Here is a 17,641-nt window from a genome sequence, read left to right as displayed (position 1 = left end):
GATGTGCCCGCTATTGTGAACCGCAATGATTCTGTCTCAACCGAAAAACATTTAAAAACCAACCCAGATCGACTAATTGAAACAAAGGGAAAGCGCGTATCGCAACCAAGAGACAAAATGTCCAACAAGGGTGACTTATCCGACAAAAAGACCCACTCAAGTCACATTTTTTATCAGCGCAAAATGAGACTATGGCGAAAGTCACACGCTGGGGGCTTACATCTTGACACTCTCGACCTTGGCCTTTAATTTGAGCGAAAGATTCTTATTTACAGCCTGAATCAACTAAAGGTAAATGACTTGAAAAAGAGTACATTAACCTGAGTCGAATTCATTGATGCTGACAGAGTGACCTTCAGCTTTCGCCTTTATCCCTTATCTTTACTTTGGAGTTCTATTTGCCCGCTCATGCCCTGTCTGAAGACCTTAAGTCTCTCATCGACAAACTCATTCAATTAAAGCAAGTTCCGCCGACGGAACCGATAGCGCAGTTGTCGCTTACAACTGTCGCTATGCCTTTAATTTCATGGTTGGCATCGCAGACACAATTTCCACGTATTTACTGGCATGGGCGTGACAGAATCGAAGAAGTCGCGGCGATTGGGGTATGTAAAGACTTCAAATTTGAAACCGGCGTTAACGATCAGCAACTGGCCATGGCCTACCAAGAACAACGAGCCTTATCGACGAATCAAAATATTCGTTACTACGGCGGCGTTGCCTTCGATCGCACCATAGAATCTTGGCCAGAGTTCGGTAATAGTCGTTTTATCCTGCCGCGCATTGAATTTAGACGCAGCGGTAGCAAGTTTAGTCTGTTAGTAAATCTTAATTTTGCCGAGAATGATCACCATAGCGAAATCGACAAGGCCATCGCCGTCATCGAAGCTGTGATGCCCGCTAAACCACTCTCACCACCGAAGAAAATCGTTCCTCTTGGCCGCAGTGACAAGCCCAATTTTGAACGCTGGAAAACCTTAGTTGAACAAGTAGTCGAGCCTAAGTTCAATCAAGACACGCCCAAAGTGGTGTTATCCCGTTTAACTCAGCTTGAAGTGAACGAACCTATCGATCCTTGGATGGTACTGGCATGCTGGCAGGGACGTAATCCCAACAGCTTCCAATTTGGCTTCCAATTCAGTCCAGAACGCACCTTTATCTCTTGCTCACCAGAGCGTTTATTCCGCCGCCGTCAGCAGGAATTATTCACTGAGGCACTCGCAGGTACGACAGTACGCGGCCTTAATCAAGAAGAAGATATTGCGCTGGCGAATGCCTTGCTAGAAGACAATAAAAATAGCGTTGAGAACCAACTCGTTCGAAGCCACATAGTCAACATGCTCACACCGCTGAGTAATTATGTTGGCGCCGATGAATTAGCGACCATCTTTAAACTGAATCATATTCAACATTTACATCGCGCAATTCGAGCCGAATTAAAACCGGGCGTGAATGATTTCCAACTGTTGCAAGCGCTGCATCCAACCCCTGCAGTGGGTGGCTTACCGCGGCATTCGGCATTGAACTTTATTCGTCAGCGTGAAGGTTATATTCGTGGCTGGTACGCTGGTGCCTGCGGTTATTTCAATAAATACGAGAGTGAGTTTTCAGTGGCAATCCGCAGTGCGTTGATTGAACCCGGTCGGATTAACCTATTTGCGGGGGCGGGAATTATTGCGGGTTCAGAGCCCGAAGCTGAGTGGCAAGAGCTTGAAAATAAACTCGCGACTATCATGTCGATTCTGTTCGAAATGTAATAAACCGAATAAATTTAAGGCCTATTCATCATCAGCCTTTCTTTTTTCAAGTATTTCAAGGTAAAGCCTGTCCTGCTCTCCCGAATCGATTAAACGCTTATGTGCAAGGTCAAAATGTTGTTTCAGCATCTGGCCTTTTTCAGTGTTTGCAAAGGCAAAATAGGTTTCGGCCTTGAGTACACCTTGAATAATCACAAAATTTTGTGGCGCCTTCAGCTTAGGCACATACATAAGCAAATTAGGCTTGTAATCCAACACGGCATCTATGCGTCCTGCGTTTAAGCTATTGAGCATAGTCAACATATCGCTGCTTTCTTCGTAGTACATAGGTACAGGTGTCAACATGTTGTATCGATAGGCCAACATGGCCTGAACCCTCTTATGGGATAGACTCTCAAGTCCTGTCCAAGTCGCCGCTAACTCGGGGGTGACCGCTACATCGATAGAATCTACTTCAACCGTATTCTCAGTTAGCAGCGCCTTTTTAGTATCTCCCTTATAAACACTGAGGGTGATATCGGTACGATTGTGCTCAACAAGATATAAACTGCGGGCAAAGGGCATAAACTGCACCTTGAGTTGCCATTCTGGCTCGGGGAAAATCCGTTGGAGTAACTCGAAGTAGTAACCCGTTTCATCACGATTGGCAAAATCCTCCCACGAAGCCGTCGCCACATTGACAACTATCGGCTGGGCGGCATAGATGGATACAGGTAACATGGCTAAAAGTAAGCAAAAAATAGCAAAGAATCGTCTCATGGTTATCCTCCTTCGACGTACTCAAAGTGTAGAAGAGTTTTCATTCTATGCGTACATTTAAACAGCAGGCTTGCATCTTAAAACTCGGCCACTATAATGGCGACCCGATTTCGCCTCGCTGCGATCGGTAATGTTCGGTGATATTGTCGTAAACATAATAAATTGAAAATTAGCGGGTTCCCTCACCCCGCCCTACACAACTAAAAAGGCCACATATGTTAATGTTAACCACAGCGCAGCTTCGCCGCGCCTTATTCCTATTAGTAGGATTCCACATACTGATTATTTGCGTCAGCAACTACTTAGTACAATTGCCATTTCAGCTATTTGGTTACCACACAACTTGGGGCGCATTTAGCTTTCCATTCGTGTACTTAGCCACAGATCTCACTGTCCGTATTTTTGGCCAACAAGCCGCACGAAGCATCATACTCAAAGCTATGATTCCCGCTTTGATGATTTCCTACGTGATGGGAGTTGTGTTCCATCAAGGTAGCTTCCAAGGCGCTGACTCACTTGCAGAGTGGAATACCTTTGTGTTCCGAATCGCTTTCGCCAGCTTTGCCGCTTATTTGATTGGCCAGTTAATGGATATTAAGGTTTTTGCCCGTCTGCGAATGAGCCGCTCTTGGTGGGTCGCGCCTGCGGCATCGACCTTAGTGGGTAATTTGGTCGATACCTTAGTGTTTTTCAGCATCGCCTTTTACGCCTCTTCCGATAGTTTTATGGCGGCCAATTGGCCCGAAATCGCCACTGTCGATTACGGTTTTAAGCTGATCGTGAGCTTAGGTCTTTTCCTGCCTGCCTACGGGGTTTTGCTAAAAGTCTTACAAGACAAGATTTTGCGCACCAATCCGCAAGAATCAATTTCCTGATCAACTCAACTGGCCAGACCTGTTATAATTTGACCAGTTAATAGCTCAGCCCTGCTCCTGTTAACGCGCGAGTGGGGCTGATTTTTATGAGAGCAAGCAATGTATTCTATCGAAATAAAAGCAGAGTCAGGTTTGACTCCCGAGTTAACCACTCAGCTTATCCAACTTAGTCAACAAATCCCTGAACTCGATCGCCCCCTCACCAGCGAAGTGTTAAATCAGCGCTTACAGGGCAAGCAGTGTTTGATCTTAGTCGCGTATGTGGAAGGTGAATTGGCAGGGTTTAAACTGGGTTACGAGCAAGAAAATGCCATCTTTTATAGCTGGTTAGGTGGCGTTGCCTCAGATTTTAGACGTTTAGGCTTAGCGCAGAGTCTACTCGAATATCAAGAAACCTGGGCACGCCGTCAAGGCTATAACCATATTCAGGTGAAAACGATGAACCGTTTCCCTGCGATGCTTAATTTGTTGATCAGTAATCAATATTTAATTACCGAGCTCAAGGCCGATCCAAAAAGCTTAGTCGATCATAAACTGCATCTACGTAAGTCGATCTAAACAGTTAATAGATAAGAGCGAAACGATATTTGTAAAGATGTGCACTTTTTTCAATAAATAGCTTGCAAACACGATTGAGAATGATTATCGTTAGCGTGCGTTCCAAAACTCATCTTTAACAACGATGACTGGTAATCGACGTTGTTACGGAGCTCCTGAGTTTGCAAGCACGACATTGCTCACACACACTCTTTGTGGCCGGATTCATCATCCGGCTTTTTTTTTGCCTAAAATTCGGTGATGCAAAGCCACATAAAGCAGAACTAACAACTGCAGCCATATTTTAATGACAGGTAATCAATCGAATATAAGAAGCTGCCATATCTCACTCGGTAAAACTCATCGGTAAGCTAATCGGCAGACATGTCGCTGTAGTTGCCCGCAATATGTAAGCCCTCGTAGGGATTGTTTTGCTGATCTTCCTTCGCCTCATGGTACAAGCCTATGGTAAATAATGTGCCTTTACCTAAGGTTGAGCTCACTTCTATCGTGCCACCAATCCGCTTAATAATGCCGTAACTGAGCGAAAGCCCTAAACCAGTGCCATCCTTACGCGTGGTGTAAAAGGGGTCGAAAATCCGCCCTAGCTGCTCTGGTGCTATCCCAGAACCTTCATCTTCCACTTCGATTTTGACGCCAATCGGCATATCTTGCTGTACCCAATCATAGGTTCGCACCCAGATACGTCCTTTACCGTCCATCGCATGCGCCGCGTTTACTACCAGATTAATCAAGACTTGCAGCAGCTGCGGTCGATTGACCTGCACTGGACAACTGGCGTTTAACTCAGTGATCAATACCACTTCTTGTTTCTGAATCGAATGCCGCACTAACACCAACATTTCTTCAATAATGGGGGTAATCGGATGCATTTCTAGCGGGGCGTTAAATTCGCCCGGACGACTGTACTGCAGCAGACTGCGGATAATAGTACTGATCCGTCCAACCTGCTGAATAACGAGATCAATTTCTTCTTTTACCACTTCGGCATTATCGCCAAGTTCATAGCGCAGTAACTCCATGTTGCCGAGGATAACGGCGGTAGGATTATTGATTTCATGGGCAATACCTGCGGTTAATTCACCGAGTGCGGTGAGTTTCTCATTAGTGACGAGCTGTTGGCGCGTTTCATTCAGTAAGGCCACGTTACGTTGCAACTCTAAGGTTTTGTCCTGCAAGCTGCGGGTACGCTCTTCGACCTTCATTTCAAGCTGCTCTGCCGCCGCTTGGATCTGGGCATTTCGGCGCTGCAGCAGATCGAGCATGCTGTCGAACTGCTCGGCCAAGTTCGATAACTCGTTATCCCTATCTAACCCTAAAGCGCCAATACGAATATTACGTCCCGACTGCACCGCCTGCACTACGTGGTGGATACGCTCAATCGGCTGCAACAAGCTGTAGGCGCCGCGATAAACCAGCAAGCCTGACACTAACAGCACTAACATGAGAATCGTGCCCAGCTCTATGATATTGAGTAAATAATTGTGGATAAATGGCGATTCAGAAAACCCCGTATAGATCATGCCGACACGCTGGCCGCGAATATCTTCCAAGGGAGCGTAAGCGGATATAAACCAATCATTAAACACAAAAGCGCGGTCGACCCATTGCTCGCCTTGGGTTAACACTTTTTCCTTAACCTCCTCCGATACTAAACTGCCCAGCGCGCGACCTTGCGTCTCGCTGCCCGTGGGATAAAAGTGCAGTGGCACGTTAGTGGAAATACGTATGTTGTCTAAGAAGATGGTCACAGTGCCGATGGAGCGCTCGGGTAAGGTGCCCTTGTCATACACCAAATCACGAATGTGATCGACAATCCGCGTGTCACGATTAAACAGAATGCCACCATCCAGATACCAAGCCACTTTACCTTGCATATCAGGCACGGGTAGCAGACTACGGCTTAATAAACCGCGTTCTTCAACGGTTTTAGTCGGGCTCTGCGCCCGCAAGGTCGCGACAATCGGGATGCTCGCAGTGATCGCCAATTCGGGGTCTATGCGCGCTAAACGCTCGGGCGGTAGCACCATCAAGCCGGAATAAGGTAATAAACCATTTATCTTTGGGAGGATCTGACGTAAATCTGGGTCTGCGGCCGCTTCGGCAACAGTGACGAGACGCAAATAATCGAGGTTAAGCTGTTTTTTCTGTTCGAGGAGAAATACATCAAGACTGGCTCTGTGTACTACTTCGCCAGTTAATGCTTTACCACTGAAAAGTGGCCTGAAATCATTTTGAAACGTCCAAGACGTCACCACACGTTCGAGTTGTTTTTCTTGGCGTACTTGCACTTGCTGCAAGGTATTCTCGGCAACAGATAAGTCAGCTTTAACCTTCATAAACAGCTGCTTACCTGTATAACTGATATTCCAGTAAATAGTGATAAACACTAAACTCACCAGTGTCAGTAGAATAGGCAATAACGTCAGGATTAATATGCGATAGCGCACCTTGGCCTGCATTTGCTGCCAACTGACACCAAAAAAGTGAGTGAAGAATGACACCCTATGACTCCTGTTCGCCGCTGAACTCAAACCACTCTTTATACTTGCGATCTAAGGTCTTACGCGAAACACCTAAATCCCTCGCCGCGGCAGACTTATTGCCCGAATGTAAATCCACCACGCTAGTCACATGGTGTTTTTCAACTTCTTTTAATGGCCAATCCAATGGGTAACCCGATGTCGAGGAAGAGTCACTCTTGAGTTGTTGTTTCCAATATTCCGCAGGTGGCTTGCCCAGTAAAATACAGCGCTCAATCATATTGCGCAGCTCACGAATATTGCCCGGCCACTCATGTTGTTGCAGCTTCACCATGTCCTCATGGCTCCACACGACTTCTCTTACCCCTAATTCAGCCGCGAGTTGGCGGGTAAAGTGATGGGTTAACTCAACCACATCTTCGGGTCTGTCCCGTAATGGCGGGATTAAAATATCGAGCACGTTCAGTCGATAATATAAGTCACGGCGGAAATTACCCGCATCCACTTCATCAATCAAAGTGCGGTTGGTGGCCGCGATCACTCGTACATCTATGTTCACTTCTTTCTCGCTGCCCACAGGGCGAATCGCTTTTTGCTCTAATACTCTGAGCAATGCCGTTTGCATTTTCAGTGGCATTTCGCCAATTTCATCGAGGAAAATCGTCCCGCCCGAGGCAAAACTGAATAAACCTTCACGATTGCCTTTCGCACCCGTAAATGCACCTGCGGTATGACCAAACAGTTCACTTTCGAGCAATTCAGGAGCGATAGAGCCACAGTTGACTGGGACAAAAGGTCCCTGACGTCCACTGAGCAAATGTAATTGCCGTGCAACTAATTCCTTACCCGTGCCCGACTCACCTTGGATCAACACCACGGCATTGGTCGGCGCCACACGTTCGATAATATGTTTCACCGACTTCATGGCCTCACTGCTGCCAATAATGGTCGATGAGTAACCGATTGAAACCTCACGGCGCAGCATCAAGTTTTCACGTTTAAGCAGGCGGCGTTCGATACAACGATCGACCGCTGTCATCATCTGCTCAAGGTGGAAAGGTTTCATGATGAAGTCAGATGCACCCGCGCGCAGCGCAGTAATCGCCACTTCCATGTCAGCATAGCCGGTCATAAAAATGATGTCCGAACGACGACCCTGCTCATCTAGCGCTTCATGCCATTCGATACCTGAGCGGCCTGGCAGTCGAATGTCGACGATCAGCAAATCGAAATGGCAGCGGCTACGTAGCTGCTCCGCATCTTCGATACTGCCTGCTGTTTCGACTAAGGCGAATTTCTTCGAGAGTGCCTTATTTAAAAAACTGCGCATTCCGGGTTCATCATCAACAATCAGTACCGATACTGCCGATGGAAGAGGCTTGAGGTTATTATCTATCTGGCTCATATTGTCTGCTTCTGGACATTTTGACTCATTTGCGACCAATTCTAGCACTGAAAATAGATGAATAGGTCACTATGAACCACAGTAAGTAGGTGCTGAGACAATTTGTCTGTAGAGTATTTGTTGAGCTTGGGATCAAGCTCACAAATTAGGTTAAGCTGTGAAGAAAATGACCGCATTCTCAGCTTGGCATCTAATTTGCTTTCAACCGAACGTATTACATTACGAGACCTTCCACTCAGTAGGCATTTGAGTTGGAATCCTATTTTCGCCAAGGAGTACCCATGCTAAACATGAAATCTCATATGAAGTCACTACTAGGGCTGGTTGTTGCAGCCAGTATGTTCACCGTTTTACCCGCTCACTCGACTGAAGTTATCAAGTTAGCCACGACCACCAGCACTGAAAACTCAGGCCTATTAAAAGAACTGTTACCTAAGTTTGAAAGTGAATCTGGCTACAAGGTTCAAGTTATCGCCACTGGTACAGGTAAAGCCCTGAAACTGGGTGAACAAGGTGACGTGGATTTAGTCATGACTCATGCGCCAAGTGCTGAAGCCAAATTCGTCGCCGACGGTTTTGGTGTTGAGCCCCGTGGCATCATGGAAAATGATTTCGTGGTACTGGGCCCTAAAAATGACCCAGCAAAAATCCGTGACAGCAAGAATGCCGAAGAAGCATTCGCTAAAATAGCCAAATCAGGCGTACCTTTTATCTCTCGTGGTGACAATTCAGGCACTCATATCAAAGAGTTAGAAGTATGGAAAGCGGCAAGTGTGACACCCGATTTCAAAGGTTACACGTCAGTAGGTCAAGGCATGGGCAAAACCCTGCTAATGGCAAATGAAATGCAAGGTTATACTCTGTCTGACCGTGGTACTTTTGTAGCTTACAAAACTAAACTAGATCTTGGTGTTGATTTCGATGGCGGCAAAACCTTAGCCAACCCATACCAAGTTATCCTGATCAACTCTGCTAAGTACCCAGATCTAAACCACAAAGGCGCTAAAGCATTCAGCGACTGGTTGATCAGCAAAGAAGGTCAAAGCATGATCAATAACTTCAAAGTTGAAGGTGAGCAATTGTTCAAGGCAACTTATAGCGAATGAGCGACGGCTGGCTAGCACTGTTACAGCAGGCGTTAAGCCTGCTGTTTTCTTTAGACCCAGACGTTTGGTCCATCATTTCGATCTCGTTTTCGGTTTCTTTCGCGGCGCTGCTCATCACGCTGGTGCCATCTATGGTACTTGGCTTTGTGCTAGCGTTTGCGCCATTTCGCGGTAAATGGATAGTCACGAACTTAGTGCAAACTCTGCAATCTATCCCCACTGTGGTTATCGGTCTGCTGGTCTATTTACTGCTCACCCGCAATGGTCCTCTTGGCGATCTAAAATGGTTATTCACCCAAGAAGGCATGATCCTCGGGCAAATGTTGATCTGCGCGCCCGTACTGATTGCGATGAGCCAAGCCGCCTTTACTAGCGTTGACCGTAGAGCATGGGAAACCTCACGCACTTTAGGTGCCTCTTGGTGCCGCGCCGTATGGACAGTCTGCCGCGAGCTACGTATGCCCTTACTGCTGGCAATTGTCGCGGCGTTTAGTCGTATTCTGACCGAAGTGGGTTGTTCTATGATGGTCGGCGGCAATATTTTAAACGTAACCCGTAACATACCCACAGCTATCGCACTCGAAACCAGCAAAGGCGACTTCGCCCAAGCTATCGCCCTCGGGCTAGTGCTGCTAATCTTGGCCTTGATCCTCAACTTTGCCCTCGGTGGTTTACGTGGCAAAGCCATGCCAAGGAGCCATTAAGCAATGACTAAGGTCAAACTGATCGCCCGTGACTTAGAGATGTCCTTTGGTGCGCGCCTGTTATTCAAAGCGGACGCATTAGCGCTCTGCCAAGGGGATGTGATTTATCTGCAAGGCGACAACGGCACGGGTAAATCGACCTTGATGAAAATTCTTGCGGGCTTGATGGCGCCAACGAAAGGCAAAATTGAGACTGTGGGTTTTGCCCAAAATGCTTGGTGGCGACGCAATCCATTATTAGGTAAAGCAGTTTATTTGCACCAACATCCTTATTTGTTCGACGGCACAGTGGAATATAATCTCACCTATGGGCTGAATTTCAGTTCAGAAACAAAAGCCAAGGCGAAACAACGTATTACCCAAGCGATTGAGATGGCACAACTAGGATCGCTGCTACACGCCAGAGCCAGTAATCTCTCTGGCGGCGAAAGACAGCGGCTCGCCATTGCGCGCGCTTGGATCCTACAACCTAAACTGTTAATGCTCGACGAACCAACCTCCAATATGGACAAGGATTCCCAAGAGCTAGTATTAAAAATGATCCAACAACTCAAACACGAAGGCACAGGTATGTTGTTGAGTAGTCATCAGAATTGCGCGTTAACCTCCATCTGCGAACAGCAGTGGCACATAGAAGGCGAACGAGTGACGACCTCTTATCAACACCCAGAATCTTTGCCAGCACAGGAGTCTTTATATGTCATCGCAAATTGATGCCGTTATTCTCGCCGGTGGCATGGCGCGTCGCATGGGCGGCGACGATAAAGGTCTCGTCGAATTAAACGGCGAAGCCATGATTAAGCACACAATAGACAGAATAAAACCTCAGGTTAAGGAGATCCTGATCAACGCAAATCGCAACCAAACACGTTATGCTGAGTTCGGTTTTAAAGTGATAAGCGATGAACATACTGGTTTCCTCGGCCCTTTGGCGGGAATGATCACCGCAATGGGGCAAACGGATGCAGACTACTTATTGGTGGTGCCCTGCGACTGCCCACTGCTGCCAACCGACCTTGTGCCGCGTATGCTGGCAGCTATTAAGGCTGAAGATGCAGAGATCGCCGTCGCCAGTGACGGTGAATATGAGCAACCCGTCGTCTTACTGTTAAAGCCCAGCTTACGTGACTCGATGAAAGCGTTTCTTGAGGCGGGTGAGCGTAAAGTGGACTTTTGGTATGCCAAGCACCACTTTGTTGTGGAGTCTTTCGCCGACCAGCCCAATGCCTTTGTAAATGTGAATACGCCAGAACAAAAACAACGACTGGCCATGGAAATTACCAAATAGCTAAGGCTCCAATAACCCAAATTAGAGGTGCAAATGAGTAACCCCTTCGTCAATCCGCTCGCTATTCCCGTTCTCGGATTTTGTGCCTACAGTGGCACGGGGAAAACCACCTTACTCAAGCAATTGATCCCCGAATTAAATCAACGTGGCCTGCGCTTAGCCGTGATCAAACATGCGCACCACAATTTCGACGTGGATATTCCCGGCAAAGACAGTTACGAAATGCGTAAAGCCGGTGCGCGGCAAATGCTGGTCGCTTCCCATGTGCGCTGGGCGCTGATGACAGAAGATGCACGCGATGGCGATCCTGAGTTAGTCCATTTGCTCAAGCAAATCGAAGCCGACAAAGTCGATATCGTCCTCGTCGAAGGCTTTAAAAAACTCGCCTTACCTAAAATTGAATTGCACCGCGCCGCCCACGGCAAACCTTTTATCTACACCCAAGATGAAAATATCCTCGCCATCGCCTGTTGCGATGATACTCAGTTGCCAAGCGACGCACTTCCAAATGAGCTGCGCCGACTCGATCTCAACAATGTCAGCCAGATTGCCGACTTTGTCATTGAGTATGCTCAAAACTGGGAAGCACCACTCCAATACCCGATTTCAGCCGTAGATGCCTGCGCCATAGGCGACAACAAAAACCTCAGCGTCAGCCAAGGTTTAGCGCAGATTTTATCCCATGTATCCCCCGTGGCAGAAGTCGAAGAGATTGACTTAGACGCCTTAGATAACCGCGTACTGGCCAGCGACAGTATTTCTCCCGTCGACGTGCCGCAACAAACCAATTCGGCGATGGATGGCTACGCCTTTGTCTATCAAGACCCCATGCCTACTACCTTAAAACGGGTGGGTGAGGTCCTTGCCGGTCATCAATATTCGGGCACGCTTAACGTCGGCGAAACTGTGCGAATCATGACGGGCGCGACTGTGCCCGTGGGTGCCGATACTGTGCAGCCCCGTGAACTAGCCAAGGAAGTCGACGGCAATGTTAACTTCGACGGCCGTATTCTGGCGGGTCAACACGTTCGCCTCGCGGGGGAAGATATCGCCCAAGGCCAAGTCGCCCTCGCCAAAGCCACTCGCCTAAGCGCCGCCGAACAAGGTTTACTGGCCTCACTCGGGCTCAATCGTTTGAATGTTTATCGCCGCCCAACCGTTGCCGTGTTCTCCACCGGCGATGAAGTGAGCCAACCTGGCGAAGCACTCAAAGCCAACTGCATCTATGACTCAAACCGCTTTACCATCAAAGCGATGGCGAAACGTCTTGGTTGTGATGTTATCGATTTAGGCATTATCGAAGATTCTGAAACCGCGCTCGAAGCGACGCTCGCTAAAGCCGCTACCCTTGCCGATGTCGTCATTAGCTCTGGCGGCGTGTCAGTCGGTGATGCAGATTACATTAAAACCGTACTGGCCCGCTTAGGCAAAATCGATTTTTGGCGGATTAGCATGCGTCCGGGTCGACCACTCGCCTTTGGCAAAATCGGTGATAGCTTATTCTTCGGGCTGCCGGGCAACCCAGTGGCGGTAATGGTTACTTTCCTGCAATTTGTGCAGCCCGCTTTGCGAAAATTGGCGGGTGAAGTGAACTGGCAAGCACAGCTATTCCCCGCAATTAGTGATGAAACACTGCGAAGCCGCCAAGGTCGCACCGAATTTATTCGCGGAATTTTTCAGCTTGGTAAAGATGGACGCCTGCACGTGAGCAGCACGGGCAACCAAGGTTCTGGGATGTTAAGTTCAATGGTCAAAGGGAATTGTCTCATCATCATAGGCGATGATGCAGAAGCCGTGAATGCAGGCGAAACTGTGTTTATTCAACCCTTTGCGGATCTGCTTTAAGATCCAGTGAGCTTTTATGAGTCTAATGGTGGATTCCTTTGGCCGTAAGGTCGAATATTTACGGCTCTCGGTCACCGACCGCTGCGACTTTCGCTGTGTCTATTGCATGACCGAAGATCCCTGTTTTCTGCCAAAGGATCACGTACTCCACCTCGAAGAGTTAGCTTGGATTGCCCAAGCTTTTACCGAGCTTGGTGTGACTAAAATTCGCCTGACCGGCGGCGAGCCCTTAGTTCGCACCGATTGCGATCAGCTAGTGAGCCTGCTTGGTAAACTACCAGGGCTGACGGATTTGTCCATAACCACTAATGGTTCAAGGCTGACAAAATTCGCTAAGCCCATGTTTACAGCTGGATTAAAGCGCCTCAATATCAGCCTAGATACCTTAAACCCCACCTTGTTTACCCAGTTAACCCGTAACGGCAAGTTAGACAGAGTCATCGATGGTATCGATGCGGCTATTGCGGCTGGCTTTGAACGTATCAAGATTAACGCGGTGATTTTAAAACAGCAGAACGATAATGAAGTCATTGATTTAGTTGATTTCTGCCGTGGTCGCCGTTTAGACATCGCCTTTATCGAAGAAATGCCACTTGGCGAAATGGATGAGCGTAAACGTGCCCGTCATTGCAGCAGTGATGAAGTCAAAGCCATCATAGAAAATCGCTATCCGCTACAGGTCTCGAGTAAACGCACTGGTGGCCCAGCGCGGTATTACACTATGGCCGACAGTCCAATCCATATCGGTTTTATCTCACCCCACAGTCACAACTTCTGCCACGAATGCAATCGGGTACGCGTCACAGTCGAAGGCCAATTATTGCTGTGTTTAGGCAATGAGCATGCCGTTGATCTCAAAAGCATAGTCAGGGAATTTCCCGCAGATATTGAGAGACTTAAAGCCGCTATTCTCGCGGGCATTAACCTCAAGCCTAAACAGCACGACTTTGGCAATCATCAGGTACAAATCCTACGTTTTATGAACGCCACTGGCGGTTAAGCATCACCCCTCAATCGCTTAAGGGCTAGCATCTCAATTTTGCCGTGATAAACTCGAAGCATCACCCCATACTTAGCGTCACACATTTCTATGGCCTTAACTCGTAAGCAATGGAATAACGTCATTATTGTCGCCTGCGTCTTTATGGTCGCCGTGCTGACTTTTATGGATAACAAGACCAATAATGTTCCGAGTGATGCTCAGCTGCTATTTGACGATAATGCGCCGCTTTCACAGCTGCAACTCAATGGGATGTGGCTGCACAAGCAAGCATCACAATGGGAGTGCGACACTACAGTCCTCAACTGTGATGAATGGGCTAAAGCGTGGAAAACCATACGGGTGTCTCCCTTAACGGCTGCACCAGAAACCACAGATAATCCACAAGAATTAGTCATCCAGATTGCAGATATCCGCGATGCTCAGCTGTGGATCTATTTCCCCAATGAAGGTGCCTTAAAGTCTCCCGCTGGCAATTGGTATTTAGTGCCTCCGAGTTTACGAGCTAAACTGCAACCGATCCTCGATGCGAAACCCGCAGCTTAATGCCGCCCCATTTTACTTAAGATAAGAAAGAATCCATGCCGGAATTACCAGAAGTTGAAGTCACCCGTCAGGGTATTGCACCCTTCCTTGTCGAGCAAACCGTGGTTGATCTTGTGATCCGCAATGGTTCGCTGCGCTGGCCAGTACCTGACATCGCCAAACAAATTATCGGCCAAGTCATACGCCAAGTGCGACGCCGTGCTAAGTATCTGTTAATCGACACTGATGCGGGCACTAGCATAGTGCATTTAGGCATGTCGGGGAGTTTACGGATTTTGCCCCACGATACCACAGTGGAAAAGCATGACCATATCGACTTAGTGCTCGCCAACGGCCGCATTTTACGTTTTAACGATCCCAGACGTTTCGGCGCTTGGTTGTGGTGTGAACTCCCAGAAGAAGCCCATCCATTACTCGCCAAACTGGGACCAGAGCCACTGACCCAGGCTTTTAATGTCGCACAATTAGCGGCAGCTTTAGCGGGCAAGAAAAAAGCCATCAAGCTCTGCCTGATGGATAATCATATCGTGGTGGGAGTGGGTAATATTTACGCCAATGAAGCCCTGTTTGCGGCGGGCATTCATCCAGAAGCCGAAGCAGGTAAAATCGATATCGAGCGCTTGACTGTTTTAGTTGCCGAAGTGAAGCAAATCTTAGCCCACGCCATTAAGCAAGGCGGCACTACGTTGAAAGACTTTACCAATGCCGATGGCAAGCCGGGCTACTTCGCCCAAAAACTGCATGTCTATGGTCGCGGCGGTGAAACCTGCACAAGCTGCGGTAACTTATTGAGTGAAATCCGTTTAGGCCAACGCACCACAGTATTCTGTGGCATTTGCCAGACACGCTAACTATCACTCGCTAATTGCCGTAAAAATGCCTGCAATTGCAGGCATTTTATTCTTTATATTGGTTACTCTTTTAACCAGCGCCCCGGATGATCAGTAAAGTAACGATATTCGCGTTTGGGCTTTTCGCACTGCGATTTAAGCTCAGTGGTCGATAACAAAATCCACTCATCACGATGGGCCATTCCCATGCTCTTGCCGCCTTTGATATCGAAACAGCTCAGCTCAGCCCCGCTCGGCACTAATAAATAACGCTGTTTATTTTCCTGCATCCATTGCCATGCATTACGCTCTTGTTCCTCAACTGAAGCAAGATAACTAAAGTGCGTCACACTCATGGGAGAGAACAAAATAAACTGCTCTTTAAAGTTCACTAAGCCTAGCTCGGCGTCCTCGCCAATTACCTCTGCCGTATGCAGCATCAAGCTTCTAGGAGTGCGCATTTCATCGAGCATAGAATACCCCCAAGTACTAATCAGCCCCCAGCCCAAGGCAGAGACAATTCCCATCTTAACGAGAGCAAACTGTTTACTGGCGAGCCGAAGCAGCAGGAACCAGAGCAGACCAAGCAGGATAAATAGGTAACTAATACCAGTTAAATCATCGGTATAGTCGGCAAGGGCTTTGACTAATGCGGGATGATGAATAAGCGCAAGCACACCCGCCAGCAAGACCACACCACCTAAACACCACAGTAATCCACTGACAAGTTTTTCAAACCACACTTTAGGCGCAACACCCGTTAACACCGCTGAGGCCGCCAGCGCCAACATAGGCAAAGCCGGCAGAATATACACATTACGCTTACCCGGACTGATACTGAAAAACAGCACTACCAGTGCCACCCAAATCAACAGAATTGCAATAGTAGGATCGGCCCTCACCTTCTGCACCCATTGTTTCCAGTAAGCAACCACCAGCAGCGAAATAGGGAACCACATCCACGGAATGACACTTAAGACAAAGAAATACCAAGGCTTAATATGATGCCAAGCGTTGACATAACGCTCACCAGTTTGCTTAAACAAGATATTATTTTGATAGGCAATAAGTTCGGGCGTGCCATGGGCTTGCACTGTCAGCACCATGGGCACCAACCAGCAGGCAATCACGGCAAGCATAGCCAAAGGCCCAGCAAGACATAGCCAAGTTAAACGACCTTGAAAACGGCTTTTGTCTTTAACGGCATAAATACCAATAGGGATCAGCATTAATAAAGGCAAAAAGCCGACGCCCTTAGTGATCACCCCTAGCCCCATAAATGCCCAGCCAGCAAAATACCAGCGCCAATGGGGACCGAGCAAAAAGTGGCGGATCAAGCCGTAGCATCCCACTGTGATCCAACACATCACCATAGCATCGATCTGGGCATTTTTAGCCTGCATTAAAAACTGCGGCACAATCAACAGTAACAGGGCGGCATTGCGGCCAACACGTACATTCCACAATCTGGCGCCAAGATCGTAAACCAGGAACACTGTCAGAAGTCCGCACAAGGCGTTAGGGAGGAGGAAAGCGAGCTTAAGAGAATCCGTCATCTGGTAAAATAGCGCGATAGCCCACATGAATACCGGCGGTTTATCAGGGTAGTACTCGCCACCACGGGTAGGAAATAACCATTGTCCCGAAGACACCATTTCCCGTGCAACTTCCACAAACCGCGGCTCATCTGCAGGCCAAGGGGATCGAAATCCCACCCCCACCAGCAAAATCAGCAAGCTTATCAAGAGCAAAGGCCAGAGTACTTGGTAGTAATCCTGACCATTGAAACGGCGACTAAGAGCTTCCATCCTGAATCCTTATGCTTCGGTTTCCAATTCATCGACCTGTTTACGCAGGCTGGAACGGTACAAATACGCGCCAATCACGCTTGATAGGATAAATAATCCGATACTGATCCCTAGCTGATGATGATCCGATAAACCTATACCCGCCCCCGCAAAGCTAAAAATCAACATCTGCGGTAAATAGCCTAATACGCTGCCCAGCATAAAGCCACGCGCAGGAACATGAGTTGCACCAGCAAACAGATTGGTGAGTAAATTACTGCCGACGGGCAGTAAGCGTATCATCAGCACTTTCAACCATGTTTTGTCGCTGATAAGAGCTTCAAACTTTTGCAACCTACGACCAAAGCGGCGCTGTAAACTGCTGCGGATAGTTAATCTCGCTACATAAAAAGCCAATACGCAGCCGACCAAGGCGGCTAGCGTTGAAAATAGCCCCCCATAAATCCCACCCAAGGCAAAACCAAAGACAAAAGCGATAACTTGTCTTGGGCCACCAGCAGCGGTAAATAGCGCACCAACAGCCAACAATACTAAGAGTGCAAACGAGCCTTGTTCTGCAATAAAATGCGCGACCCAGTTGCTATCGGTCAAATGCTCAAACATCCCCTGTTGGACGGAAAACATCAACGCCAGCAGAATGAAAACGATAAACACCGCATTATAGAATCGCTTCATTA

16 protein-coding genes are annotated in these 17,641 nt (G+C 47.9%); 11 read left to right on the top strand and 5 right to left on the bottom strand.

Going from position 1 to position 17,641, the window contains the following annotated elements; translation table 11 throughout:
- Window positions 1-398: 398 nt before the first annotated feature.
- Complete coding sequence (locus Q4Q46_RS05265) at window positions 399-1,757, top strand: isochorismate synthase (protein ID WP_259523837.1); 1,359 nt, start codon at window positions 399-401, stop codon at window positions 1,755-1,757.
- 21 nt (window positions 1,758-1,778) lie between these two features.
- Here Q4Q46_RS05265 and Q4Q46_RS05260 read toward each other — a convergent pair whose 3' ends face one another.
- Complete coding sequence (locus Q4Q46_RS05260; RefSeq protein ID WP_012197877.1) at window positions 1,779-2,516, bottom strand: substrate-binding periplasmic protein; 738 nt, start codon at window positions 2,514-2,516, stop codon at window positions 1,779-1,781.
- A 215-nt stretch (window positions 2,517-2,731) separates the two neighbouring features.
- Between Q4Q46_RS05260 and Q4Q46_RS05255 the strand changes: the two genes are divergently transcribed.
- Together Q4Q46_RS05255 and Q4Q46_RS05250 are read left to right on the top strand one after the other, a co-directional pair.
- On the top strand, window positions 2,732-3,391 hold the full coding sequence (locus tag Q4Q46_RS05255) for a 7-cyano-7-deazaguanine/7-aminomethyl-7-deazaguanine transporter (RefSeq protein ID WP_106648874.1): 660 nt from the start codon (window positions 2,732-2,734) through the stop codon (window positions 3,389-3,391).
- A 99-nt stretch (window positions 3,392-3,490) separates the two neighbouring features.
- Complete coding sequence (locus Q4Q46_RS05250) at window positions 3,491-3,949, top strand: GNAT family N-acetyltransferase (RefSeq protein WP_311905411.1); 459 nt, start codon at window positions 3,491-3,493, stop codon at window positions 3,947-3,949.
- A gap of 350 nt (window positions 3,950-4,299) precedes the next feature.
- On the opposite strand, the gene Q4Q46_RS05245 is transcribed toward Q4Q46_RS05250, so the two are convergent.
- Window positions 4,300-6,453, bottom strand: a complete 2,154-nt coding sequence (locus Q4Q46_RS05245) for a sensor histidine kinase (RefSeq protein ID WP_311905410.1) — start codon at window positions 6,451-6,453, stop codon at window positions 4,300-4,302.
- Between the two features lies 1 nt (window position 6,454).
- Entirely contained in the window at window positions 6,455-7,837 is a 1,383-nt protein-coding gene (locus Q4Q46_RS05240; RefSeq protein ID WP_220591535.1) for a sigma-54-dependent transcriptional regulator, read from the bottom strand.
- A 281-nt stretch (window positions 7,838-8,118) separates the two neighbouring features.
- Between Q4Q46_RS05240 and Q4Q46_RS05235 the strand changes: the two genes are divergently transcribed.
- The 8 genes from Q4Q46_RS05235 (at window position 8,119) to mutM (ending at window position 15,177) form a co-directional block, all read left to right on the top strand.
- Entirely contained in the window at window positions 8,119-8,943 is an 825-nt protein-coding gene (locus tag Q4Q46_RS05235; RefSeq protein WP_311905409.1) for an ABC transporter substrate-binding protein, read from the top strand.
- Window positions 8,940-9,647 carry an ABC transporter permease gene (locus Q4Q46_RS05230; protein WP_006079398.1) on the top strand — a complete coding sequence of 236 codons (708 nt, stop codon included), beginning with the start codon at window positions 8,940-8,942 and terminating at the stop codon, window positions 9,645-9,647. Before Q4Q46_RS05235 ends, Q4Q46_RS05230 begins: the two co-directional genes overlap by 4 nt.
- Window positions 9,648-9,650: 3 nt before the next feature.
- Window positions 9,651-10,361 carry an ABC transporter ATP-binding protein gene (locus Q4Q46_RS05225; RefSeq protein WP_115335872.1) on the top strand — a complete coding sequence of 237 codons (711 nt, stop codon included), beginning with the start codon at window positions 9,651-9,653 and terminating at the stop codon, window positions 10,359-10,361.
- Window positions 10,345-10,935: a molybdenum cofactor guanylyltransferase MobA gene (mobA, locus tag Q4Q46_RS05220; protein WP_071940244.1), complete on the top strand. Its 591-nt coding sequence runs from the start codon at window positions 10,345-10,347 to the stop codon at window positions 10,933-10,935. Before Q4Q46_RS05225 ends, mobA begins: the two co-directional genes overlap by 17 nt.
- A 33-nt stretch (window positions 10,936-10,968) precedes the next feature.
- Complete coding sequence (locus tag Q4Q46_RS05215; RefSeq protein ID WP_311905408.1) at window positions 10,969-12,780, top strand: bifunctional molybdopterin-guanine dinucleotide biosynthesis adaptor protein MobB/molybdopterin molybdotransferase MoeA; 1,812 nt, start codon at window positions 10,969-10,971, stop codon at window positions 12,778-12,780.
- Between the two features lie 16 nt (window positions 12,781-12,796).
- Window positions 12,797-13,780, top strand: coding sequence for a GTP 3',8-cyclase MoaA (gene moaA / locus Q4Q46_RS05210; RefSeq protein WP_311905407.1), 984 nt, complete (start codon window positions 12,797-12,799; stop codon window positions 13,778-13,780).
- 90 nt (window positions 13,781-13,870) lie between these two features.
- The gene (locus Q4Q46_RS05205) at window positions 13,871-14,326 is read left to right on the top strand and encodes a hypothetical protein (RefSeq protein ID WP_311905406.1); all 456 of its coding nucleotides are present in this window, start codon (window positions 13,871-13,873) and stop codon (window positions 14,324-14,326) included.
- 35 nt (window positions 14,327-14,361) lie between these two features.
- Window positions 14,362-15,177 carry a bifunctional DNA-formamidopyrimidine glycosylase/DNA-(apurinic or apyrimidinic site) lyase gene (gene mutM / locus Q4Q46_RS05200; RefSeq protein ID WP_311905405.1) on the top strand — a complete coding sequence of 272 codons (816 nt, stop codon included), beginning with the start codon at window positions 14,362-14,364 and terminating at the stop codon, window positions 15,175-15,177.
- 62 nt (window positions 15,178-15,239) lie between these two features.
- Here the strand turns inward: mutM and Q4Q46_RS05195 are convergent, their stop codons facing one another.
- Window positions 15,240-16,964, bottom strand: coding sequence for a glycosyltransferase family 39 protein (locus Q4Q46_RS05195; protein WP_311905404.1), 1,725 nt, complete (start codon window positions 16,962-16,964; stop codon window positions 15,240-15,242).
- A gap of 9 nt (window positions 16,965-16,973) precedes the next feature.
- Complete coding sequence (locus tag Q4Q46_RS05190) at window positions 16,974-17,639, bottom strand: TVP38/TMEM64 family protein (RefSeq protein WP_311905403.1); 666 nt, start codon at window positions 17,637-17,639, stop codon at window positions 16,974-16,976.
- Window positions 17,640-17,641 lie beyond the last annotated feature (2 nt).

Source organism: Shewanella vaxholmensis (assembly GCF_031932135.1).
In the GTDB taxonomy this organism is placed as follows: Bacteria; Pseudomonadota; Gammaproteobacteria; order Enterobacterales; family Shewanellaceae; genus Shewanella; species Shewanella hafniensis.
Note: the sequence above shows the minus strand (reverse complement) of the source record. Positions and strands in the feature narration are given on the sequence as shown.